17 protein-coding genes are annotated in these 21547 nt (G+C 70.9%); 11 read left to right on the top strand and 6 right to left on the bottom strand.

Going from position 1 to position 21547, the window contains the following annotated elements:
* Positions 1-32 precede the first annotated feature (32 nt).
* Together AQJ54_RS02885 and AQJ54_RS45555 are read right to left on the bottom strand one after the other, a co-directional pair.
* Positions 33-965: a S1 family peptidase gene (locus AQJ54_RS02885; RefSeq protein ID WP_062233556.1), complete on the bottom strand. Its 933-nt coding sequence runs from the start codon at positions 963-965 to the stop codon at positions 33-35.
* A gap of 200 nt (positions 966-1165) precedes the next feature.
* The gene (locus tag AQJ54_RS45555; RefSeq protein WP_062233553.1) at positions 1166-1840 is read right to left on the bottom strand and encodes a hypothetical protein; all 675 of its coding nucleotides are present in this window, start codon (positions 1838-1840) and stop codon (positions 1166-1168) included.
* A 126-nt stretch (positions 1841-1966) separates the two neighbouring features.
* Here AQJ54_RS45555 and AQJ54_RS02875 point away from each other — a divergent pair, with 126 nt between their 5' ends.
* The 6 genes from AQJ54_RS02875 (at position 1967) to AQJ54_RS02850 (ending at position 8382) form a co-directional block, all read left to right on the top strand.
* Positions 1967-3178: a pyridoxal phosphate-dependent aminotransferase gene (locus AQJ54_RS02875; protein WP_062233550.1), complete on the top strand. Its 1212-nt coding sequence runs from the start codon at positions 1967-1969 to the stop codon at positions 3176-3178.
* A gap of 85 nt (positions 3179-3263) precedes the next feature.
* Positions 3264-3686, top strand: a complete 423-nt coding sequence (locus AQJ54_RS02870) for an SCO4983 family protein (protein ID WP_062233547.1) — start codon at positions 3264-3266, stop codon at positions 3684-3686.
* A gap of 288 nt (positions 3687-3974) precedes the next feature.
* Positions 3975-5039, top strand: a complete 1065-nt coding sequence (locus tag AQJ54_RS02865; RefSeq protein WP_062233541.1) for a substrate-binding domain-containing protein — start codon at positions 3975-3977, stop codon at positions 5037-5039.
* 16 nt (positions 5040-5055) lie between these two features.
* Positions 5056-6228 (top strand): toxic anion resistance protein, encoded by a 1173-nt coding sequence (locus AQJ54_RS02860; protein WP_062233538.1) that lies wholly within the window; start codon positions 5056-5058, stop codon positions 6226-6228.
* Positions 6225-7781, top strand: a complete 1557-nt coding sequence (locus tag AQJ54_RS02855; protein WP_062233535.1) for a substrate-binding and vWA domain-containing protein — start codon at positions 6225-6227, stop codon at positions 7779-7781. The genes AQJ54_RS02860 and AQJ54_RS02855 overlap by 4 nt, the downstream gene beginning before the upstream one ends.
* Positions 7768-8382: a hypothetical protein gene (locus AQJ54_RS02850; RefSeq protein ID WP_062233533.1), complete on the top strand. Its 615-nt coding sequence runs from the start codon at positions 7768-7770 to the stop codon at positions 8380-8382. The genes AQJ54_RS02855 and AQJ54_RS02850 overlap by 14 nt, the downstream gene beginning before the upstream one ends.
* A gap of 223 nt (positions 8383-8605) precedes the next feature.
* Here AQJ54_RS02850 and AQJ54_RS02845 read toward each other — a convergent pair whose 3' ends face one another.
* On the bottom strand, positions 8606-10429 hold the full coding sequence (locus AQJ54_RS02845; RefSeq protein WP_062233530.1) for a phosphoenolpyruvate carboxykinase (GTP): 1824 nt from the start codon (positions 10427-10429) through the stop codon (positions 8606-8608).
* A 338-nt stretch (positions 10430-10767) separates the two neighbouring features.
* Here AQJ54_RS02845 and trhA point away from each other — a divergent pair, with 338 nt between their 5' ends.
* The 4 genes from trhA to AQJ54_RS02825 all read left to right on the top strand — a co-directional run bounded on the left by trhA (position 10768) and on the right by AQJ54_RS02825 (position 14520).
* Positions 10768-11475, top strand: a complete 708-nt coding sequence (gene trhA, locus AQJ54_RS02840) for a PAQR family membrane homeostasis protein TrhA (RefSeq protein ID WP_062024212.1) — start codon at positions 10768-10770, stop codon at positions 11473-11475.
* Positions 11476-11575: 100 nt separating this feature from the next.
* Complete coding sequence (locus tag AQJ54_RS02835; RefSeq protein WP_062233527.1) at positions 11576-13120, top strand: DHA2 family efflux MFS transporter permease subunit; 1545 nt, start codon at positions 11576-11578, stop codon at positions 13118-13120.
* A gap of 5 nt (positions 13121-13125) precedes the next feature.
* A complete protein-coding gene (locus AQJ54_RS02830) occupies positions 13126-13755 on the top strand; it encodes a TetR/AcrR family transcriptional regulator (protein WP_062023840.1) in 630 nt (209 codons plus the stop codon).
* A gap of 33 nt (positions 13756-13788) precedes the next feature.
* Positions 13789-14520: a Mut7-C RNAse domain-containing protein gene (locus AQJ54_RS02825; RefSeq protein WP_062233524.1), complete on the top strand. Its 732-nt coding sequence runs from the start codon at positions 13789-13791 to the stop codon at positions 14518-14520.
* A 103-nt stretch (positions 14521-14623) separates the two neighbouring features.
* On the opposite strand, the gene AQJ54_RS02820 is transcribed toward AQJ54_RS02825, so the two are convergent.
* Entirely contained in the window at positions 14624-16654 is a 2031-nt protein-coding gene (locus AQJ54_RS02820) for a thioredoxin domain-containing protein (RefSeq protein WP_062233521.1), read from the bottom strand.
* A 221-nt stretch (positions 16655-16875) separates the two neighbouring features.
* Between AQJ54_RS02820 and AQJ54_RS02815 the strand changes: the two genes are divergently transcribed.
* Positions 16876-20082 carry a tetratricopeptide repeat protein gene (locus AQJ54_RS02815; RefSeq protein ID WP_062233517.1) on the top strand — a complete coding sequence of 1069 codons (3207 nt, stop codon included), beginning with the start codon at positions 16876-16878 and terminating at the stop codon, positions 20080-20082.
* Positions 20083-20264: 182 nt separating this feature from the next.
* Here the strand turns inward: AQJ54_RS02815 and AQJ54_RS02810 are convergent, their stop codons facing one another.
* Together AQJ54_RS02810 and mca are read right to left on the bottom strand one after the other, a co-directional pair.
* Entirely contained in the window at positions 20265-20570 is a 306-nt protein-coding gene (locus tag AQJ54_RS02810; protein ID WP_062233514.1) for a hypothetical protein, read from the bottom strand.
* The gene (mca, locus tag AQJ54_RS02805; RefSeq protein WP_062023831.1) at positions 20563-21423 is read right to left on the bottom strand and encodes a mycothiol conjugate amidase Mca; all 861 of its coding nucleotides are present in this window, start codon (positions 21421-21423) and stop codon (positions 20563-20565) included. The genes AQJ54_RS02810 and mca overlap by 8 nt, the downstream gene beginning before the upstream one ends.
* Between the last annotated feature and the right edge of the window lie 124 nt (positions 21424-21547).

Here is a 21547-nt window from a genome sequence, read left to right as displayed (position 1 = left end):
GCGGACCGGTCCCGCCCCTTCCGACTGCGAAGCTACGGCTTCGGCAAGGTGCACGCACTCGCGTTGAGGTTCAGCTGATTCCCCGTAGTGAAGCACGCAGGAATGTTGTAGATCTCCTGCGCGTAGTTGATCCCCTCACGAACGGTCACGTTGCCGCTCGCGTCCACCTCGCACGGGTTGTTCTCCGTGCACCGCTGCCCGTCCTCGTTGCCGGTGTTGTTGACGGCGACGACCTTGCCGGTGGTCTGGTCGATGACGGGCGAGCCCGAGGTGCCGCCGATGGTCTGGCAGGCGGAGGTGTAACGGACCGAGTCCTTCCAGGTCCAGTCGCCCTCCTTCAGCCGGTACACGAACCCGTCGATGTTGCAGCTGTAGAGCCGCTTCCAGTACCCGGAGGCCACGGTGATCGCGGTCCCGGCGGTCGGGTGGGTGTCCTGCACGGTGAGGGCGGAGATGCCGTACGCGCTCTTGATCGACGCGTACGTGGAGGTGAGCTGGTAGATCGACACGTCCGTGTCGGTCATGGTGCCGTAGGCGAGCTTGCTGGCGCGCAGGGTGGCGACGCGGGTGCCGGAGGAGTTGAGCAGCCCGAAGGTCCGGCTGGACGCCTGGTTGGTGAGCACCTCGCCCGGCTCGGGGAAGCCGGTGGTGAGGCAGTGGCCGTTGCTGAGGACCAGCGCGGGGTCGGTGTCGAGGGAGTTCGGGAACCGGATGACCGAGCCGGAGCAGTTGCTGAGCGAGACGGTTCCGGCGAGGGTGACGGCCTTGAGCGACGGCGACGGTGACGTCAGCTGGGACAGGCCTGCCGTGGCGGAGGTGAGCGTGTCGTGGACCACGGAGGTGACCGTGTCCGTGTCGACGCTCTTGCCGACGGCCGCCGCGGTGGGTTCGGCGGCGACCGCGGGTGCCGTGCCGATCCCGGCCAGGGCCAGGGCGCTGAGCACGGCGACGAGAGGCTTTCTCATGTGGGGGTCCCCTCTTGCGACTTGGGCGGCCGGAAATCTTCCGGCCGCCCGTGAGTTTGTCATGCACATTGTGAAGAAGGGTGGTCACTTGGGCAAGAAGCTGTGCCGAGCGTGCGCCCACCGACGGGCGAACCTGCACATCCGGGGCGGCACGCACCCGGTTTTTCTCCGCGGCGGGATCAACTTACCCATGCACAGGGCTACTTGGGCTTCTTCGAACCGCCCTGTCCGCGCCCTTTGCCGCCGGAGTTCCCCGGACCGTCCGCGGTGGCCGTGACCGTGGCCGAAGGGGTGCCCGAGGTGTCGGAGGAGGCCCGCGCCGACGGGCTCCCGGAAGCCCGGCCCCCGGACGCGTCCGCGGAGGCGGAGGCACCCGCGTCCGGGGTGCCGGGGTCCAGGGATGCGGTGGCCTCTGTTTCCGGGCCCCCCGAGGCAGTCGCACCCGGGCCCTCCGGACGGGCGGAGGAGGCCGGGCCGGTGCCCTCACCCGTCGCCGAGGAGGCCGAGGGGGCACCCGCTCCCGGCCCCCGCTCGGGCCCGGAATCCGTCAGGGACAGCCCGGCGATCAGCGCCGCCGCCCCCACGGCCCCCACGGCCGCGACGACCGTGACGACCCGGCGCGAGCGGCGGCCTCCCGTGGAGCGGGCGGCCCGCCGCCGGGCGGCCCGGCCACCGGACGCCGGATCGCCGTCCCCGGGGGTGCCCGCCCCCAGGTCACCGGACTCGATCAGGGGGAGCTCGGCCGTGGCGTCGTACGCGTTCTGCCAGCCGTGCGCGGCCGCGGGGTCCGGGTACTCGTCGTACGCCGGGACCGCTCCGGGCTGTGGCTGATAAACGTTCGGCGCCCCGGACTCGTATTCGACTGGCCTCGACATGGCGACGGATTGTAGGGACGGAAGAGGCTGGTGGGACAGCTACCGGCGATAACGGACCAAACCACCACGTCTCAAGTGGCGGAAAACACGGACCATGGAGCGTTACCGGGCCGTAAGCTCCCAGACATGCAGGTGATCCAGTCGACCAAGCTCGCCAATGTCTGTTACGAGATCCGGGGCCCGGTTCTCGAGGAGGCGATGCGCCTGGAGGCGGCCGGGCACCGCATCCTCAAGCTGAACACGGGCAACCCCGCCGCGTTCGGGTTCGAGGCGCCCCCGGAGATCCTCGAGGACGTCCTGCGGAACGTGTCGACGGCCCACGGGTACGGCGACGCGAAGGGGCTGCTGGCCGCGCGCCGCGCCGTCGTCATGCACAACCAGACCATCGGCATCGAGACCGACGTGGAGCACGTCTTCATCGGCAACGGCGTCTCCGAGCTGATCGTGATGGCCATGCAGGGCCTGCTCGACGACGGCGACGAGGTCCTCGTACCGGCCCCCGACTACCCGCTGTGGACGGCCGCCGTGTCGCTGTCCGGCGGTACGGCCGTGCACTACCGCTGCGACGAGCAGTCCGACTGGATGCCCGACCTCGCGGACGTGGAGCGGAAGGTCACCGACCGCACCAAGGCGATCGTCATCATCAACCCCAACAACCCGACGGGCGCGGTCTACGACGAGACCATGCTCAAGGGGCTGACCGACATCGCCCGCCGCCACAACCTGCTGGTCTGCTCGGACGAGATCTACGACAAGATCCTCTACGACGGCGCCACGCACACCCCGACCGCGTCGATCGCCCCGGACCTGCTCACCCTCACCTTCAACGGCATGTCGAAGGCGTACCGGGTGGCCGGCTACCGGGTGGGCTGGATGTCGATCTCCGGCCCCCGCGCGCATGCCGACTCCTACATCGAGGGCCTGACCATCCTGGCGAACATGCGCCTGTGCGCGAACATGCCGGGACAGCACGGAGTGGTCGCCGCGCTCAGCGGCCGCCAGTCGATCAACGACCTCGTACTGCCGGGCGGCCGGCTCGTCGAGCAGCGGGACGTGGCGTACGAGCTGCTGACCCAGATCCCCGGCGTGAGCTGCGTGAAGCCGAAGGGCGCGCTGTATCTCTTCCCGCGCCTGGACCCCAAGGTCTTCAAGATCAAGGACGACCGGCGGATGGTCCTCGACCTGCTGCGGCAGGAGAAGATCATGGTCGTCCAGGGCTCCGGCTTCAACTGGCCCGAACCCGACCACTTCCGGGTCGTGACCCTGCCGACCGTCGGTGACCTGCGGGACGCGGTGGGGCGGATCGGGAACTTCCTGGACGGGTACGGCCAGCCGTAGATCATTCGGTCCGGTTTTTCAGCTCGCTCAACTTTAGACGCAATCTAAGCTAGGATGGTTTCCTGACAGCACAGGAGGCCATCCCATGTACGAGCCGATCCGCACCAAGTCGGTCCACTCCACGATGGCCGACGCCCCCACCGACTTCCCCCACCGTTCGCGTGAGGAAGAGCTGGACATCCAGCTGGCGGGCCACCTCGCCGCGCTGCTCGCCGTCACCGACGAACTGCGCGCGCTGGAGCCGTCCGCCGACCTGGACACCGCGGCCGAGCGGCTCGCCGCACAGGTGGCCCGGCTGCGGGGCGGAGGCGCACCGGTGCGCGTGCCCCTGACCGCGATCCCCTCCACCCCCGACATCACCGACCTGCACCGCCGCGCCCACGCGGTGGCGGGACGGGCACTGCTCGTGGCGGCGTCCCGCGCGGACACGGCGGCGGCGATCCTGGCGGCGGAGCGGATGGACTCCCACGCGGCGGCTCTGGAGCCTCGCGAGCTCGCCGCCCACTGAGCCGTACGGCTCCCTGAGCCCTACGGCTCCCTCTGACGGCCCCGGTCCGCGCGCACCCGCAGCGACGTGCGGACCGGGAGCCATGCACTGCGTTTGCTTGGGCCGGGGCGCCTCGTCGCCGTAGGGGTTCGCGTCTTCGGGCGGGTGCGGGGCGTATGTGGCTGGTCGCGCAGTTCCCCGCGCCCCTGACTGGGTGATCCTGACCCGTATCGATCCGGGACCGGTACTACACCTCCCGTTCACCCTGTTCGCCGGGGAATGTTGGGTTCCGCGAGCAGTCTTCACGGCGTGAGACGAATCGTGGGAATCGTCCTCGCGGTACTGCTGATCGGTGGCGTGGTGGCCGCCGTCGTGGCGGGCCGCAGCAGTGAGGACAGTGGCACGGCAACGAAGACCGTGCGTGGAGTGATCGGGTCGGAGAAGGCGGAGTTCTTCGAGGACCCGGACGTGGTGAAGGCCCTCGCCGCCAAGGGCTGGACCGTCAGGGCCGAGACCTCCGGGTCCTGGGCCATGGAAGGGCTGGACCTGCGCGGGTACGACTTCGCGTTCCCGTCCAGCCAGGCCCCGGCCGCCGAACTCGCCGCGAAGTACAAGGTGCGGGGGACCCTCCCGCGTCCCTTCTACTCGCCCCTCGTCGTCGTGGCGCACAAGAGCGCCGCCGAGGTCCTCGCGGGCAACGGCCTGGCCACCCTGGACGAAGGCCACCGCGGCGTCCTCAAGATGGCCGCCTATCTCGACGCGGCCCGCGCCGACCGCACCTGGCAGCAGCTCAAGGGGGCCGGGAAGTACGGGGAGTTGACCGGCACCCTCTATCTGTCCAGCACCGACCCGGAGACGTCCAGCTCGGGAGCCCTCTACCTCGCCGCCGCCTCCTACGTGGCGAACGGCGGCAAGGTCGTCGCGAGTGCGGCCGAGGTCGGCAGGACGACTCCCCTGCTGCACAAGCTGGTCAGCGTGCAGGGCGCCCAGCAGTCCAGTACGGACGCGGCCTTCCGGGACTTCGTCAGCGGCGCCGGCAATCCACTGGTCCTCGTCTACGAGTCCCAGGTCGCCTCGCTCCTCGCGGACGGGCAGCACCCGGACGACCTGGTCGTGCTCTACCCGGACACCACGGTCAACAGCGACCACACCGTCGTACCCCTGACCGAGAACGGTCAGGCGCTCGCCGAACTCCTGTCCACCGACCCCCGGTTGCGCAAGCTGGAGGTCCGGCACGGGTTCCGGCCGCAGGGCGAGGCGACCGGGTTCGCCTCGGACACCAGCTATCTCCAGCAGGAACTGACCGGCGTCCGCCAGGCGCCCGTGCCCACCTCCGCGGTGCTGCACGAGCTGGCGCGACGGGCGCGCGGATAACGGGGGGGCATCACCTATGACATCCATGAACGACGACACCTTCGTGCTCACACCACCCGAGGCGGTCGCACCCGTACCGCGGGAGAAGGCGGGCGGCCTCGTCCCCGTCGACGACTCGGTGCGGACCGGCATGGCCGAGAAGGCCTCCGCGTACGTCGAGGGGCTCGCGGCGCTCGACGCCCGGTCGCCCGAGTTCGCCGGCAAGGTCGGTGAGATCACCGGGCTCGGGGCCGGCGAGATGCGGGCCGCGGCCGCGCAGTCCAACAGGATGCTGGAGCGGACCGTGCGCAGCCTGCCGGACAATGGCGGGGACGCCCAGTCGCAGGTGGCCGGATCGCTCGTCGAACTGCGGCGCGTGGTCGAGGACCTGGACCCGCGGGATGTGCCCGCCTCCAAGGGCCGCAAGTTCCTCTCCCGGCTCCCCGGCGGCAACAAGCTGCGCGACCACGTCGCCAAGTATGCCTCCGCGCAGGGCACGTTGAACCGGATCGTGGGCTCGCTGCGCGGCGGGCAGGACGAACTCCGGCGTGACAACGCCGCGTTGCAGACCGAGCGGGTCCGGCTGTGGGAGACCATGGGCAAGCTCCAGGAGTACGTCGTGCTCACGGAGGCCCTGGACGCGGCCGTCGAGCAGCACATCACCGCCGTGGCGGATCCCGAGGCGGCCGACTCGCTCCGTGCCGACGTGCTCTTCCCGGTCCGGCAGAAGCACCAGGACCTGCTCACCCAACTCGCCGTCTGCGCGCAGGGGTACCTGGCGATGGACGTCGTACGGCGCAACAACGAGGAGCTGATCAAGGGCGTGGACCGGGCGGCCACGACCACCGTCTCGGCGCTCAGGATCTCCGTGATGCTGGCGTCCGCGCTCGACCACCAGAAGAAGGTCGTCGAGCAGGTCAACGCGCTGCGCGGGACGACCGAGGACCTGATCCGGGGCAACGCCGAGATGCTGGCGACCCAGAGCGGGGAGATCCAGCGCATCGCCGCCGACCCCGCGGTGGGCGCCGAGACCCTGCGGGGCGCCTTCCAGCAGATCTACCGCACGCTCGACGCGATCGACACCTACAAGGTCCGGGCCACCGAGGCGATGGCGGCGACCGTGGAGTCGTTGACCGCCGAACTCCAGGAGGCCAGTGGGTACTTGGAGCGCAGCCGGTCGCAGGGCGCCCTGGAAGGGGGCCTCGGATGAGACGACACGCACTGGCCGTCTGCCTGGCGGCGCTCGGTCTGCTCACCGCCTGCACGGCACAGGGCGACGGGACCGGCGGTGTCCCGACGCCCGGTGTCCCCGGGCCCGCCGAACCGGGCACCCTGCGGGTCCTCGCCTCCAGCGAGCTCAGCGACATGGGCCCGGTCCTCGCCCAGGTCGAGAAGGACACCGGCGTCACCGTCCGGCCGACGTACGTCGGCACCCTGGACGCCGTGAACATGCTGGCGAAGGGGGCCGTCGACGGCCGTTACGACGCACTGTGGCTGTCCTCGAACGACTACCTGCGACTGCGGCCCGAGGCCGCGGCGAAGGTCGTCTCCGAGACACCCGTCATGTCGAGCCCGGTCGCGATCGGCGTCCGGAACGCCACCGTCACCCGGCTCGGCTGGAAGCCCGCCGACGTCACCTGGTCCCAGGTCGAACAGGCCGTCCAGGACGGCCGGTTGACGTACGGCATGACGGACCCGGCCCGCTCCAACTCCGGTTTCGCCACGCTGGTATCGGTGGCCTCCGCCCTCTCCGGCGCCCAGTCGGCACTCACCGACGCGGACGTCGCGAAGGCCACGCCCCGGCTGAAGGAGTTCTTCAAGGGCCAGAAGCTGACCTCGGGCTCCTCGGGCTGGCTGGCCGCGGCCTACGGCCGGCGCGGTGACGTGGACGCCCTGCTCAACTACGAGTCCGTCCTCAAGGGCGTCCCGGGCCTGACCGTGATCCGCCCGCGCGACGGCGTGATCACCGCCGACTATCCGCTCACCTCGCTGAAGTCCACGAACGCACGGACCCGCGAGGACGTCCGGCGGGTGACCGAGGACCTGCGCACCGAGAAGGTCCAGCGGGAGATCACCGCACGCACCCACCGCCGTCCGGTCGTCGCCTCCGTGCCACCGGCCGCCGGACTCGACACGGCCCGCCGCCGCGAACTGCCCTTCCCGGGCACCCGTTCCGTCGCCGACGGCCTGCTCGACTCGTACGAGAACGAACTGCGCCGCCCGTCGCGGACCGTGTACGTCCTGGACACCTCGGGCTCGATGGAGGGCGAGCGCCTGGACCGCCTCAAGTCGGCCCTGACCGATCTCACCGGCGACTTCCGCGAGCGTGAGGAGGTCACGTTGATGCCGTTCGGGTCGCGGGTGAAGGACGTCCGCACGCATGTGGTCGAGCCGTCGAACCCGGGTTCCGGCCTGGACGCGATCCGCGCGGACACGGCGGCGCTCTCCGCGGACGGGGACACCGCGCTCTACACCTCGCTGGAGAAGGCGTACGACCATCTCGGCACCGGTGGCGACACGTTCACGTCGATCGTGCTGATGACGGACGGCGAGAACACGGCGGGCGCCGAGGCGGAGGACTTCGACGCCTTCTACGCCGGGCTCCGCGGGGACCGGCGGGACATCCCCGTCTTCCCGATCCTCTTCGGCGACTCCGACCGCTCCGAGCTGGCGCACATCGCCGACCTGACCGGCGGCCGTCTCTTCGACGCCCAGAAGGGCTCGCTGGACGGCGCGTTCGAGGAGATCCGTGGCTATCAATAGATACCTGGAGTCCCGCAAGAACATCGCGGGCAGCGCGTGCGGCCTGGTCGGCCTGGTGCTGACCTTCACGGGGTTGGCGGGGCCGTACTGGCCCGTGGTGGTGGCCGGGCTCTACGGCGCGGGTGCCCTGATCGCCCCGCCGGAACGGCCGGCACCGCCGGACTTCCCGGACCCTTCGGCCCCACTGGACGAAGTGCGGGGCGACTTCGAGAAGCTGTGCGCCTATCTGACCGACATCGACCTGTCGGTGACGGCGGCCGCCCGGCTGCGCGAACTCACCGAACTGCTGGCCGCGTTGCTGGACCGCACCTGGTCCGCGGAACTGCTGGCCCACGACCCGGAGGGTGTGCACGCGCTGTCCAGGATCGTGCGCCGGGACCTGCCGGAGGCGGTCGACAGCTTCGCCCGGACCCGGTGGTGGACGCGGATGACCCCGGGCGCGGACTCCCCCGAACTCCAGCTGGAGCAGCAGCTCGGGCTGATGAAGCGGGACGCGCAGCAACTGGCGGCTGGACTCCGGGACACGGAGGCCCGCCGCCAGGAGACCCACACCCGGTACCTGGAGGACCGGGGAGGGCCGCACGGGGTCAGGGGCAGCTGACGCGGACGCAGCCCGAGCCGGTCGTGCAGGTGTCGGAGTCGGGCCCGGCGGTGAGGCCGGGGCAGGCGTGCGGGTGCAAAGGCAGCACGCCCCGCACGCCGTTGTGCGGGGCTGTTCGTGACTCAGGGCCTGACGGCCCTCGTGCCGCCTCCCGCGGTCGGCCCGTGACGATCACGGGTCAGGGCTCCCATCGGGGCCGGCCGCGGGGGTGTGAGAGGGGACGTCAGCCCAGGCGCTTCACCAGCGCGTGGTACTCGTCCCACAGTTCCTTCGGCGTGTGGTCGCCGAAGGTGTTGAGGTGCTCGGGGACGAGGGAGGCCTCCTCCCGCCACACCTCCTTGTCGACCGTGAGCAGGAACTCCAGGTCGGAGTCGGCCAGTTCGAGGCCCTTGGTGTCGATGGCGTCCTTGGTCGGGAGGATGCCGATCGGGGTCTCGACGCCTTCTGCCTTGCCCTCCAGCCGCTCCACGATCCACTTCAGGACCCGGCTGTTCTCACCGAACCCGGGCCACACGAACTTGCCGTCGTCGTTCTTGCGGAACCAGTTGACGTAGTAGATCTTCGGCAGCTTGGACTGGTCCTTGTCCTTGGCCACGTCCACCCAGTGCCCCATGTAGTCGCCCATGTTGTAGCCGCAGAACGGCAGCATGGCGAAGGGGTCGCGGCGCAGCTCACCGACCTTGCCCTCGGCGGCGGCGGTCTTCTCGGAGGCCACGTTGGCGCCGAGGAAGACACCGTGGTTCCAGTCGAAGGACTCGGTCACCAGCGGTACGGCGGAGGCGCGGCGCCCGCCGAAGAGGATCGCGGAGATCGGCACCCCGCGCGGGTCCTCCCACTCGGGCGCGATGATCGGGCACTGCGAGGCGGGCACGGTGAAGCGGGCGTTGGGGTGCGCGGCCGGGCTCTCCGAGGACGGCGTCCAGTCGTTGCCCTTCCAGTCGGTGAGGTGCGCCGGGGTCTCCTCGGTCATCCCCTCCCACCAGATGTCGTTGTCGTCGGTGAGGGCCACGTTGGTGAAGACGGAGTTGCCCCACAGCGTCTTCATCGCGTTGGCGTTGGTGTGCTCACCGGTGCCGGGCGCGACGCCGAAGAAGCCGGCCTCGGGGTTGATCGCGTAGAGGCGGCCGTCCTCGCCGAACCGCATCCAGGCGATGTCATCGCCGATGGTCTCGACGGTCCAGCCGGAGATCGTGGGCTCCAGCATGGCGAGGTTGGTCTTGCCGCAGGCCGAGGGGAAGGCGGCGGCCACGTACTTGGACTCACCGGTCGGCGGGGTGAGCTTGAGGATCAGCATGTGCTCGGCGAGCCAGCCCTCGTCCCGGGCCATCACCGACGCGATCCGCAGCGCGTAGCACTTCTTGCCCAGCAGGGCGTTGCCGCCGTAGCCGGAACCGTAGGACCAGATCTCGCGGGTCTCGGGGAAGTGCGAGATGTACTTGGTGGAGTTGCACGGCCACGGGACGTCCTGCTGACCCTCCTCCAAAGGCGCGCCCAGCGTGTGCACGGCCTTCACGAAGAAGCCGTCGGAGCCGAGCTCGTCGAGGACCGGCTGTCCCATGCGGGTCATCGTGCGCATGGAGACCGCGACATAGGCGGAGTCGGTGATCTCGACGCCGATCGCGGAGAGGTCCGAGCCGAGGGGGCCCATGCAGAAGGGGACGACGTACATCGTCCGGCCCTTCATCGAGCCGCGGAAGACGCCGTTCTCGCCCTGGAAGATGTCCCGCATCTCGGCGGGGGCCTTCCAGTGGTTCGTGGGGCCCGCGTCCTCCTCCTTCTCCGAGCAGATGAAGGTCCGGTCCTCGACGCGCGCGACGTCGGTCGGGTCGGAGGCGGCGTAGTAGGAGTTGGGGCGCTTGATCGGGTCGAGCCTCTTGAACGTGCCCTTCGCCACGAGCTCCCCGCACAGGCGCTCGTACTCCGCTTCGGATCCGTCACACCAGACCACGCTGTCCGGCTGGGTCAGTTCGGCGATCTCGTTCACCCACGAGATCAGTTCCTTGTGCTGGGTCGGGACGACAGAGGGAGCCGCGATGTCGCGCGCCACGATTGCTCCTAGATGAGGGATTTTTTGTTTGGAGGCCCCGTGGGGGCTGCGGCCCGGATGCTTCTCGCGCCTTTCGGTGGTGACCTGGGCGCTCATCCGGTGCCGACCGCACTCATTTGATCATCCGACTGATGCGCCCATCTGTCCAGAGGGCATCACAGGTGAGCGGAGTGAGGATCGCCACGCTTTCCTTGTGCACAGCGCGTTTATTTGCGTGCACGTAGAGTTCTCCTGACCGTTTCTTTACGGGCCAACTCCCGCGAGACGATGGCCACTCCTGGCTGTCGGCCCGCCCGCACTCACCCGGCGCCTACGGCCGTCTCGGTACCATGCGGGTCATGACGCTGCCCGCCCCCGACGCGCCCTCCCTGTCCCACCAGATCAAGCAGACCGCTCACGACCTGGCCGAGCCGATCAAGCCGAAGCTCCGCGGCTGGCTGCATCTGGGCATGTTTCCGGCCGTGCTGATAGCAGGCCTGGTCCTGACCGCCCTGGCGGACTCCACCAGAGGCCGGATCGCGTGCAGCATCTACGTCCTGACGGCCTGCCTGCTGTTCGGCGTCAGCGCGCTGTACCACCGGGGCAACTGGAGCCCGCGCATGGACGGCGTCCTGCGCAGGCTGGATCACGCCAACATCTTCCTGATCATCGCCGGCACCTACACCCCGCTGACGATGCTGCTCCTGCCGGGCAGCAAGGGGCAGTGGCTGCTGTGGGGCATCTGGGGTGCGGCCGTGGCCGGCATCCTGTTCCGGGTCTTCTGGGTCGGCGCCCCGCGCTGGCTCTACACGCCCTGCTACATCGCGATGGGCTGGGCGGCCGTGTTCTTCCTGCCCGACTTCATGCGCGCGGGCGGCATCGCGGTGCTGGTCCTGGTGATCGTCGGCGGTCTGCTGTACAGCGCGGGCGGGGTGATCTACGGCATCAAGCGGCCGAACCCGTCACCGCGCTGGTTCGGCTTCCACGAGGTGTTCCACTCCCTCACGCTGGCCGCGTTCGTCGTCCACTACGTCGGCATCTCACTGGTGGCCTACCAGCACGGATAGCTCCTCCCGCACCTTCCAGGGCCACGGCTCCCCGCCGTGGCCCTTTTTGCATGCCGAAATCGATTGACACTCACCATCTTTTGAGAGTTACTCTCATTTCATGGACACTCTCACTCCAGACCCCCGCCGCTGGTGGGCCCTGGCCGCCCTCGTCGCGAGCATGCTCACGCTCGGCTTCGACCTGACGATCCTCAACGTGGCGCTGCCGACCATGGCCGCCGACCTCGACGCCGGCACCGGCGCCCAGCAGTGGATGGCGGACGCCTACGTCGTCGTCTTCGCGGCCCTGATGCTCCCCGCCGGCCTGCTCGGCGACCGCTTCGGCCGACGCCGCATGCTGATCACCGGACTCGGGATCTTCCTGGCCGGCTCCCTGGTCGGCGCCCTGGCCGGGGACGTGAACGCGGTGATCGCCGCCCGCGCGGTCATGGGCGTCGGCGGCGCCCTCGTCACCCCGCTCGCCCTGTCCGTCCTGCCCACGCTCTTCGCACCCGACGAGCGCACAAAGGCCGTCGGCATCGTCTCCGCCGCCTCCGCGCTCGGCCTGCCCCTCGGCCCGATCATCGGCGGCTGGCTGCTGAACCACTTCTGGTGGGGCTCGGTCTTCCTGGTCAACGTCCCGATGGCCGCCCTCGGCATCGCCGCCTGCGTCTTCCTGCTGCCCGAGACCCGCGACCCCTCCTCCCCCGAGGTCGACGCCCTCTCCGCCGCGCTCACCGTCACCGGCCTCGGCGCCCTGGTCTACGCGATCATCGAGGCACCCACCCGCGGCTGGGGCGACCCGCTGGTCCTCGGCATGCTCGCGGCGTCCGTCCTGCTGATCGCCGCCCTGGTCATGCGGGAACGCCGGGTCCGGCGCCCCATGCTCGACATGAGCCTGCTCACCCACCGCGGCTTCCTGCTCAACACCGTCGCCGCGACCCTGGTGAACTTCATCCTCTCCGGCCTGCTGTTCGTGCTCCCGCCCTTCCTCCAGACCGTCCTCGGCCACGACGCCCTCGGCACCGGCGTCCGCCTGCTGCCGATGATGGGCGGACTCCTGATCGCCTCCCGCCTCGCCCCGAAAGCGGTCGCCCGCTTCGGTGCCCGCGCCACGGTGAGCGCCGGTCTGGTGGTCCTCGCCTTCGCCGGGATCCTCGGCAGCCGTACGACCATCGAGTCCGGCTACGGCTTCGTGGCGCTCTGGCTCTCCCTCACCGGATTCGGCTTCGGCCTCTCCCTCATCCCCGCCATGAACGGCGGCCTGAGCGCCCTGCCCCGCGACCGCGCCGGCAGCGGCTCCGGACTCCTGATGACCATGCGCCAGGTCGGCGGCGCGATCGGCATCGCCCTGCTCGGCAGCCTGCTCGCGTCGACCTTCCGGGACCGCCTCGACGTCACCGGACTGCCCGCGCGGGCCGCCGACACCGCCGGAGAGTCGGTCGTCGCCGCGCACCTCGTCGCCCGCCGCACCGGCTCGGCCGACCTGCTGGCCTCCGCCAACAGCGCGTACGTCCACGGCATGGGCGTCGTCCTGCTGGTCTGCGGGATCGCCGCCCTCGTCGCCGCCCTGCTCGCCGCGGCCTTCCTGCCCTCCGCACCCCGCCCCACCGAGACCTCCACCGCCCCGGACATGGCTGCCGAGGAGGCCGATGCCCGACAATGACTCCCATGACACCCGCACGCTCCTTCCCCCTCTCCGACAGCCCCCAACTGGGACTTCGCGAGCGGAAGAAGATCAAGACACGCACGGCGATCCGCGACGCGACCTACGCCCTGATCCGGGAACAGGGCTACGAGGCCACGACGGTCGAGCAGATCGCCGAGCGGGCCGAGGTGTCACCGTCCACGGTCTTCCGCTACTTCCCCACCAAGGAGGACATCGTCCTCACCGACGAGTACGACCCGATCCTGGTCCGGGAACTCAACGAACGGCCCGCCGACGAACCGTGGACGGAGTCGCTGCGGCACGTGATGCGCAAGGCCATCGCGGTCGGCCTCGCCGAGGACCCGGAGGCCACCCGGATCCGCTCCCAGCTCATGCTCCAGGTCCCCGCGGTGCGCGCCCGGATGCTGGAGAGCATGTCCGTCACCGGCCGCATGCTCGGCGAGGCCGTCGCCGAACGCAGCGGCCGGTCCGGGGACAGCCTGGAGGTCCGGGTCTACACGATGTCCCTCATCGGCGGCCTCACCGAGGTCTCCCTGTACTGGGCGGAGAACGACTTCCAGGACGACTTCGCCGAACTCTTCGAGCGCGCCCTGACGGTCATCGAACGCGGCCTGCCCACGAAAAACCCCTGAGGCCGGCCCCGCCCCGCATGACATCCTGACCGGGTGAGCGCACCGGAGATCCACATCCAATTCGCCCCCGAACTGGCCCTCTTCGTCCCGCACGGCCGCCGTGCCGGAGCCACCCCGCTCGCCACCGACGGGGTCTCCTCCCTCGGCCACGTCGTCGAGTCGACCGGCGTCCCGCTCACCGAGGTCGGCACGCTGCGGGTGGACGACCGCGAGGTCCCGAGGTCCTACGTCCCCGCAGCGGGCGACTCCGTGCGGGTCGACCCCGTCGCCCGACCCCAGCGGGTCCCCGGCGCCCCCCTGCGCTTCCTCCTCGACGTCCACCTCGGCACACTCGCCCGCCGGCTGCGCCTGCTCGGCGTGGACACGGCCTACGAGTCGACGGACATCGGCGACCCTGCCCTCGCCACCCGCTCGGCCACCGAGAAACGCGTCCTGCTGAGCCGCGACCGAGGCCTGCTGCACCGCAGGGAGCTCTGGGCCGGCGCCTTCGTCTACAGCACCCGCCCCGACGACCAGCTCCACGACGTCCTGGACCGCTTCCGCCCCGAGTTGAAGCCGTGGTCCCGCTGCACGGCCTGCAACGGCCTGCTGCGCGCGGCGACCAGGGAGGAGGTGGCGGACCGGCTGGAGAGCGGCACCCGACGCTCGTACGACGTCTTCGCGCAGTGCGAGGAGTGCGGCAGGCCGTACTGGAAGGGCGCCCACCACGAACAGCTGGAGGCGATCGTGGAGCGCGCCCTGGCCGAGTTCACGTCTCCGACGTAGGGGTACGGGTCTGCGTCGATGTGCAGCTCCGCCGTGGGGCACGGGCCTGCGTCGATGTACGGCTCCGCCGTGGGGCGCGACCAGCCCCGCCGGCCGCACCCGCTCAACCCCCCAATGCCACCCGCAACGCCTCCGCGTCCGTCGTCGGCGCGTCACAGGTGAAGTGCCGGCAGACGTACGCGGTGGCCGCACCCTCGACGAGGATCCGGTCGGCGAGCAGCGGGAGTTCACCGCTGTCAGGGGTCCCGACGGCCACGACCGCCCCCGGCGCGGTGCCCAGAAGTGCCGTACGGTGCAGGGCCCTGGTCGCGTCGTCGGTCAGTGCGGGCCCCACGACCGCGACCTCCCTCGGCCCGTCGAGGAACGCCTCGGCCACCGCGAGCCCCCACCCGATGAACCGCGGCACCCGGGGCCCGAGCGCCTTGACCACCCCGAGGGCCTTCTCCGCGGCGGCCCGATGGGGCTCGGCACCGGTCTGCGCCGCGTAGGACAGCAACGCCCCGGCAGCGGCGGTCCACCCGGACGGCACCGCGTTGTCCGTCGGATCCTGCGGCCTGCGGATCAGCCGCTCGGCGTCGGAGGCGGTGTCGAAGAGCGCCCCGTCCTCCCCCGTGAACCGGCTCAGCACATGGTCGAGCAGGAACCCGGCGAAGTCGAGCCAGACGCCCTCGCCGGTGACCGACGCGAGCGCGAGGAAACCCTCGGCCACATCGGCGTAGTCCTCCAACACCCCCGCGTTGGCACCGACTTGGCCATCCTTGCTGGTACGGGAGAGACGCGCATGCTCGTCCAGATGGACCCGTACGAGAAGGTCCGCGGCGCCGAGCGCGGCGTCGATCAGGTCGGGACGGTCGAAGTAGGCGCCGGTCTCGGCGAGCGCGGCGACGGCGAGACCGTTCCACGCGGCGACGACCTTGTCGTCCCGGCCGGGAGCAGGCCGCTGCGCCCGCGCGTCGAGCAGCCGCCGCCGGATCGACTCGACCTTCTCGGCGTCGAACACGGTGTCCTGCTGCGGCAGTTGCAGCACGGACTGCCCGTGCTCGAAGGTGCCCTCCTCGGTGACCCCGAAGTACTGCGCGGCAAGCTCGGCGTCCTCCTCCCCGAGCACCTCCCGCAACTGCTCCGGCGTCCACACGTAGTACGCGCCCTCGACGTGCTTCCCGCTCCCGTCGTCACTGTCGGCGTCCAGCGCGGAGGCGAACCCGCCCTCGGCGGTGCGCAGTTCACGCACCATGAAGTCGGCGGTGTCGAGAGCGACCCGACGAGCGAGCTCGGAACCGGTGGCACGCCAGAGGTGGGCGTAGACGCGGCACAGCAGCGCGTTGTCATAGAGCATCTTCTCGAAGTGCGGCACCACCCAGTCCCGGTCGACCGAGTACCGCGCGAAACCGCCACCAAGTTGGTCGTGGATTCCGCCGCGCGCCATCCGCTCACAGGTGTCCTGCGCCATCTGCAACGCGCCCTCGGCGCCGGTGCGGGCGTGATGCCGCAGCAGGAACTCCACGACCATGGACGGCGGGAACTTCGGCGCCCCGCCGAATCCGCCGCGCTGCGCGTCGTACTCCCGCGTCAGCCCCAGCAGAGCCGCGGCGAGCTGCTCCTCACCGGGCGCCTTCGAGTCGCCGTATGAGATCTCCCGCCCGGCGAGATCCCGCACGATCTTCCGCGCCACCTCACCGACCTCGTCCCGCCGGTCGGCCCAGGCGGCCCGCACCCCCTCCAGCACCTGCCGGAAGGAGGGCATGCCCTGCCGGGGAGTGGGCGGGAAGTAGGTACCGAAGTAGAACGGCTCGGCGTCCGCGGTGAGAAACACGGTCATGGGCCACCCACCCTGCCCGGTGGCGGCCTGCACGGCCTCCATGTAGACGGCGTCGACGTCGGGACGTTCCTCGCGGTCGACCTTCACGCTCACGAAGTGCTCGTTGAGGTAGTCCGCGGTGGCCTGGTCCTCGAAGGACTCGTGAGCCATGACATGGCACCAGTGGCAGCTCGCGTACCCGACGCTCAGCAGGACGGGCTTGTTCGCCCTGCGCGCCTCCTCGAAGGCCTCGGCCGACCACGGCCACCAGTCGACGGGGTTGTCGGCGTGCTGGAGGAGGTAGGGGGACGTCTCGTGGGCCAGTCGGTTCGGCATGGGGTCCATCCTGCCGCAGTACCCCGGCGGTGTGCCGTCAGGCAGGCCCCGGAGGGTGACGTCGGGCCTTCACCTGCCGACGGAACCGCCCGGCACGCTAGCCCGCGCAGCGGCTTCCCCGACCCGCTCACCGTGACCCGGCACCCCCGCCCTCTCGCCCCGATGCGCCGTCCGCAGCACACTTGACCAAGAAAGCCGTTGCCGCCGGAGGGGGAAGTGACATGCGGGACGCCCATCGGGCGGAAGCCGAACGGCTGTTGGTGCGGGCCGTCGAGGAGGAGGTGCGGCGTTCGGGCGGCCGGGTCGACGGGGTCGTCCTGCTGTCGCGGGCCCGCGGATCGCTGGACGCGATGGCGCAGTCGGCCGCTGAGGAGTACGAGGCGTACACCCGGGCGCTGGACGAGGCGCAGGCGGGGCAGCTCACCTTCGGGCAGCGGTACGCGAAGGAGGCGTCCGGAACTCCCTTGCTGGTGGCGGTGGTTGCCGCGGTCGCGGCGGCCGTCGCCGACCTCGCGCTCGGCACCGGCGCGGGCACCGCGCTGAGCGCGGGCGTCGTCGTGGGGGTCGTGGGCGCGGCGGCGACCGTGGTGAAGGTGGCGGGCTCGCATCTGCCGGCCGCGCACCACCGGGCGGGTGCGTTCGGCCAGCCCGGCGGCCCCGAGCAGTTGCGGCTCCAGTGGCTGACCGCCCTGGAGGTGCGGGGCATCCGGCCCTTCCTCGACCAGCAGCGGGTGCTGAGCGCGTCCACCGGCCCGAAGAAGGCGGGCGGTCCGCGACTGCGCGGTGCGGACAAGAGCGCGGCGGCCCGTGGCCGGAGTGTGCTGGAGCAGTCGTTCGGGCAACTCCCGGAGCTGATGGCCGGGTTCGCGGGCCGTCGTACCGAGATGGGGCGGATCCGGCAGTGGGTGCAGGCCTCGCGTGCGGCCACCGAGACCCGGCCGACGGTGGTCGTGCTGCACGGGCCGCCCGGCAGCGGCCGTACCGCACTCGCGGTCCGCGCGGCGCACGACCTGAAGGACTACTTCCGTGGCGCGTGTGTCGTGGACCTGCGCGGCGACAGCTCCGAGGAGTCCCCGCTGTCGACCCGGGACGCGCTGCTGCACCTGCTGAACCGGCTCGGCGCGCCGCGCGAGCAGCTGCTGTTCCGTGAGCGTTCCTCGCCGGACCAGCAGGTCAAGCGGTTGAGCGAGCTGTACCAGCAGCATCTGACCGGGGTGGCGGTGACGATCGTGCTGGACGACGCCTCGGACCCCGAGCAGGTCCGTGTCCTGGTCCCGGAGCGTTCCGACAGCCTGGTCCTGGTCACCGCGCGCGGGCCGCTCGACCTGCCGGAGTCCCTCGCCGCGCAGGTGCACCAGCTGCCGGTGACCGCCCTGGACGCGGCGGGTGCCGAGGAGCTCCTGGACGCGGCGGCACAGTCCGCGACCGGCCCGTACGACGCCCAGTCGGCGGAGCTGATAAGGGAGTTGTGCGGCGGCCTGCCGTTGGCGCTGCGCATCGCGGGTTCGTCCCTCGGTCCGCGCTCGCCCCGTCAACTGGCCACGGATCTCGGTGCGTACGGCCCGGTCGAACCGATCGAGCGGGTCCTGTGGCTGCGGTACACCGACCAGTCGGAGCCGGCCCGCCGGCTGCTGCGCCGGCTCGCGCTCGCCGGACGGGCCTCGCTCGGCGCCGCCGCGGCCGCCGCGCTGCTGGCCACCGACGAGACGGAGGCGACCCGGCATCTGGTCGCGCTGGCCCGCGCGGGCCTGATCGACAACGTGCGCGGCAGCAGGTACCGCGTCCACGACGTGGTGCGCGCGTTCGCCCAGGCCAGGCTCCTGGACGAGGAGGAGGCGGCCGAGCGCACGGCCGCACAGGAACGCCTCATCGTGAACTACGCCGATCTCGCCGACTCCGTGCTGCGCCTGGTGGACGGCAACATGTCGACCCGCTCGGACCGTTTCAGCCCGCACGGCTTCACCTCCCTCGACGAGGCGCTGCGCTGGCTGGACGACGAGTCGAGCTTCATCACGGCGGCGCTGCGGCACGCGGAGGGCGTGAACCAGGGTGCGGTCCTGAACCTCCTGGGCGCGCTGTGCGACTACTGCCTGCTGCGCGGCGACCTCTACCGGCTGGGTGAGATCAGCGAGTTGGCGCAGGCGGTGGACCAGGGGCTGCTGGTCCGCTCGGTGCAGTGGCGCACCGGTATCGCCGCCCGTCAGCTGGGCGAGCTGGACAAAGCGCGCACCACGTTGACCTCGGTGGTCGATCTGTACATGGAGGCGCATCACGACGCGGGGGCCGCGCGGGCCCTGTGCTCGCTGGGCATCACGCTCCATCACCAGGGCCAGTTGACGGAGGCGGCGGCGAAGCTGGAGGAGGCCCTGCGGCTCCAGTCCGTCCCGGAGCTGGCCACGGACCGGGCCTGGACGATGCACGCCCTGGCGGCGGTGGAACGGGATCGCGGCCGGGTCGCCGAGTCCCTGGACCTGCTCACCCGTTCCCTGGTCCTGCACCGCGCCGGCGAGTCCGTGCACGGCGAGGCGTGGGCGCACTTCCAGCTCGGCCAGCTGAGCCTTCGGATGGGCGACGTTCCGCGCGCGGAGTCGGAACTGCGGACCGCCCTCGACCTGTACGGCCGTACCCGCGACGGCCGTGGCGAGGCGTGGGCGCTGACCCAGCTGGCCCGGGCCCGGCTGGTGGCCGGTGACCCCTCGGCGGCGGTGGACGGTCTGCGTCAGGCGGCCTCCCGGCACCGCGACAACGAGGACGCGCGGGGCGAGGCGTGGACGGTGTACTACCTGGGGCAGGCGCTGGAGGAGACGGGCAACCTGGATCTCGCGGTCCGGGAACTGGAGCGTTCCCGCACGATGTTCTCGCGCATGCGGGACGTCTACGGCCTGGCCTGCGCCCGGCACCACTCGGCCCGCGCCACCCGCGACCAGCGCGCCGCCCAGACCGGCTCGCTGCGCAACTCGGGCTTCGCCCGTCAGCTCCTGGTCGACGCCCGCGCCGACTTCCAGCGCATCGGTGTCGCCCACGGCGAGGCGTGGACCTGCCTGGAACTCGCGGTGGTCGACGCGGGCAACGGCCGCACGCCCCAGGCCCTGTCGCTCTGCGAAGAGGCGACGGCCCTCTTCACCTCCTACGGCGACCGGCGCGGCGAGGACTGGGCCCGCTTCCTGCGCTGCACGCTGCTGCCCTATGCGGCGCCGGGCGGCGTGGAGGTGGGCTCGGCGGTGGCGGCGGAGGAACTCGCGACCCTCGCCCGCCACAGCCACCCCACCCGCGACGGCAAGCTGGACGAGTACGTCGAGGCGTACGCGCTGCTGCTAGAGCGGGGCGTGAACCTGGAGGCAGGCTGGCAGGCCTGGCGCCTGGGAATGGTCCCGAACCGCCACGCCCGAGAGGTGATGGGAGTGGAGACGACACCTGCACCGCAGTGAGGGCAGCTCCGCGAAGGGGCGGGGGCGGGCGTCAGGTGGGGGGCGTCAGATGGGGTGGGGTGAGCCGCCCCCGGCCTCGCCGCGGGGCGGTCTCCGCTGTGGTCATCGGCCGCGCTCGGCTACCTGCGGGAGGGGTGTCGTGCGGCCCCTCCCGCTTCCTCCCGCCTGCTGCCGCGCAGAAATCAGCCCTTGCTCGGCGAGGCCTTCCCGGACGGGCCTTCCGTGGCGCCTCGGGCGGCGGAGCCCTGCGCTGCGGTCTCCTTGCCGGCGGTGCCATCGCCGGAGGCCCCGTCCTCCGGGGTCTCCTTGAAGTCGACCTTGTTCATGTGCTTGCTCATGGACTTCATCAGGGCCCACACCGCCAGGGCCATCGCCGCGAAGACGATGAAGCCGAGGACGCCGGGGGTGACCTTGTCCTCGTCGACCTCCTTGGCGAAGGTCACGACGTGCGTCATTGCCAGGCTTGCGCTTGCGCTCATGTCAGGCATTGTCGCGGATGCCCGCAAAGAGGTCGTCCTCGGGGAGGGAGGTATCGACGAGGGACTTCGCCAGCTCGTACTCCTCCGTCGGCCAGACCTCCTTCTGGATCTCCAGCGGCACCTTGAACCAGCCGCCGTCGGGGTCGATCTGGGTGGCGTGCGCGATCAACGCCTTGTCGCGGATCTCGAAGAACTCCGCGCACGGGATGTGCGTGGTCAGCGTCCGGTCCCGCATCGGCGAGTCCTCCCAGCGCTTGAGCCAGTCGCCGTAGGGCGAATCCAGCCCGCGCTCCAGCAGGGCGTTGTGCAGGGCCTCGGTGCGGGGGCGGTTGAAGCCCTGGTTGTAGTACAGCTTCTGCGGCTGGTACGCCGGGCCGAACTCGGCCTCCGGGTACTTCTCGGTGTCCGCCGCACCCTCGAACGCCACCATCGAGATCTTGTGGGTCATGATGTGGTCGGGGTGCGGGTAGCCGCCGTTCTCGTCGTAGGTGGTGATCACCTGGGGACGGAAGGTGCGGATCTGCTTCACCAGCTCGCCGGCCGCCCGGTCGACGTCCTCCAGGGCGAAGCAGCCCTCGGGCAGCGGCGGCAGCGGGTCGCCCTCGGGCAGTCCGGAGTCGACGAAGCCGAGCCACTCCTGCTGGACGCCGAGGATCTCGCGGGCCTCGTCCATCTCCTTCTTGCGTACCTCGTGGATGTGCTCCTCGATGTACTTGTCGCCCTGGAGCTTCGGGTTGAGGATGGAGCCGCGCTCCCCGCCCGTGCAGGTCACGACCAGCACGTCCACCCCCTCGGACACGTACTTCGCCATGGTGGCCGCGCCCTTGCTCGACTCGTCGTCGGGGTGGGCGTGCACGGCCATCAGTCGCAGCTGGTCAGTCAAGACTCAATCCTCGTAGGTCGGCGCCCCCGGTGTCTTCGGGTGCGAACGGCGGCTTCTATAGTGACCGAATCGGGGGGCGTTTCATTCCACGGTCTCGGTTTAC

It is taken from the genome of Streptomyces griseorubiginosus (assembly GCF_001514195.1).
GTDB classification, from domain to species: Bacteria; Actinomycetota; Actinomycetes; order Streptomycetales; family Streptomycetaceae; genus Streptomyces; species Streptomyces griseorubiginosus.
This window is presented reverse-complemented; position numbering and strand designations above follow the sequence as displayed.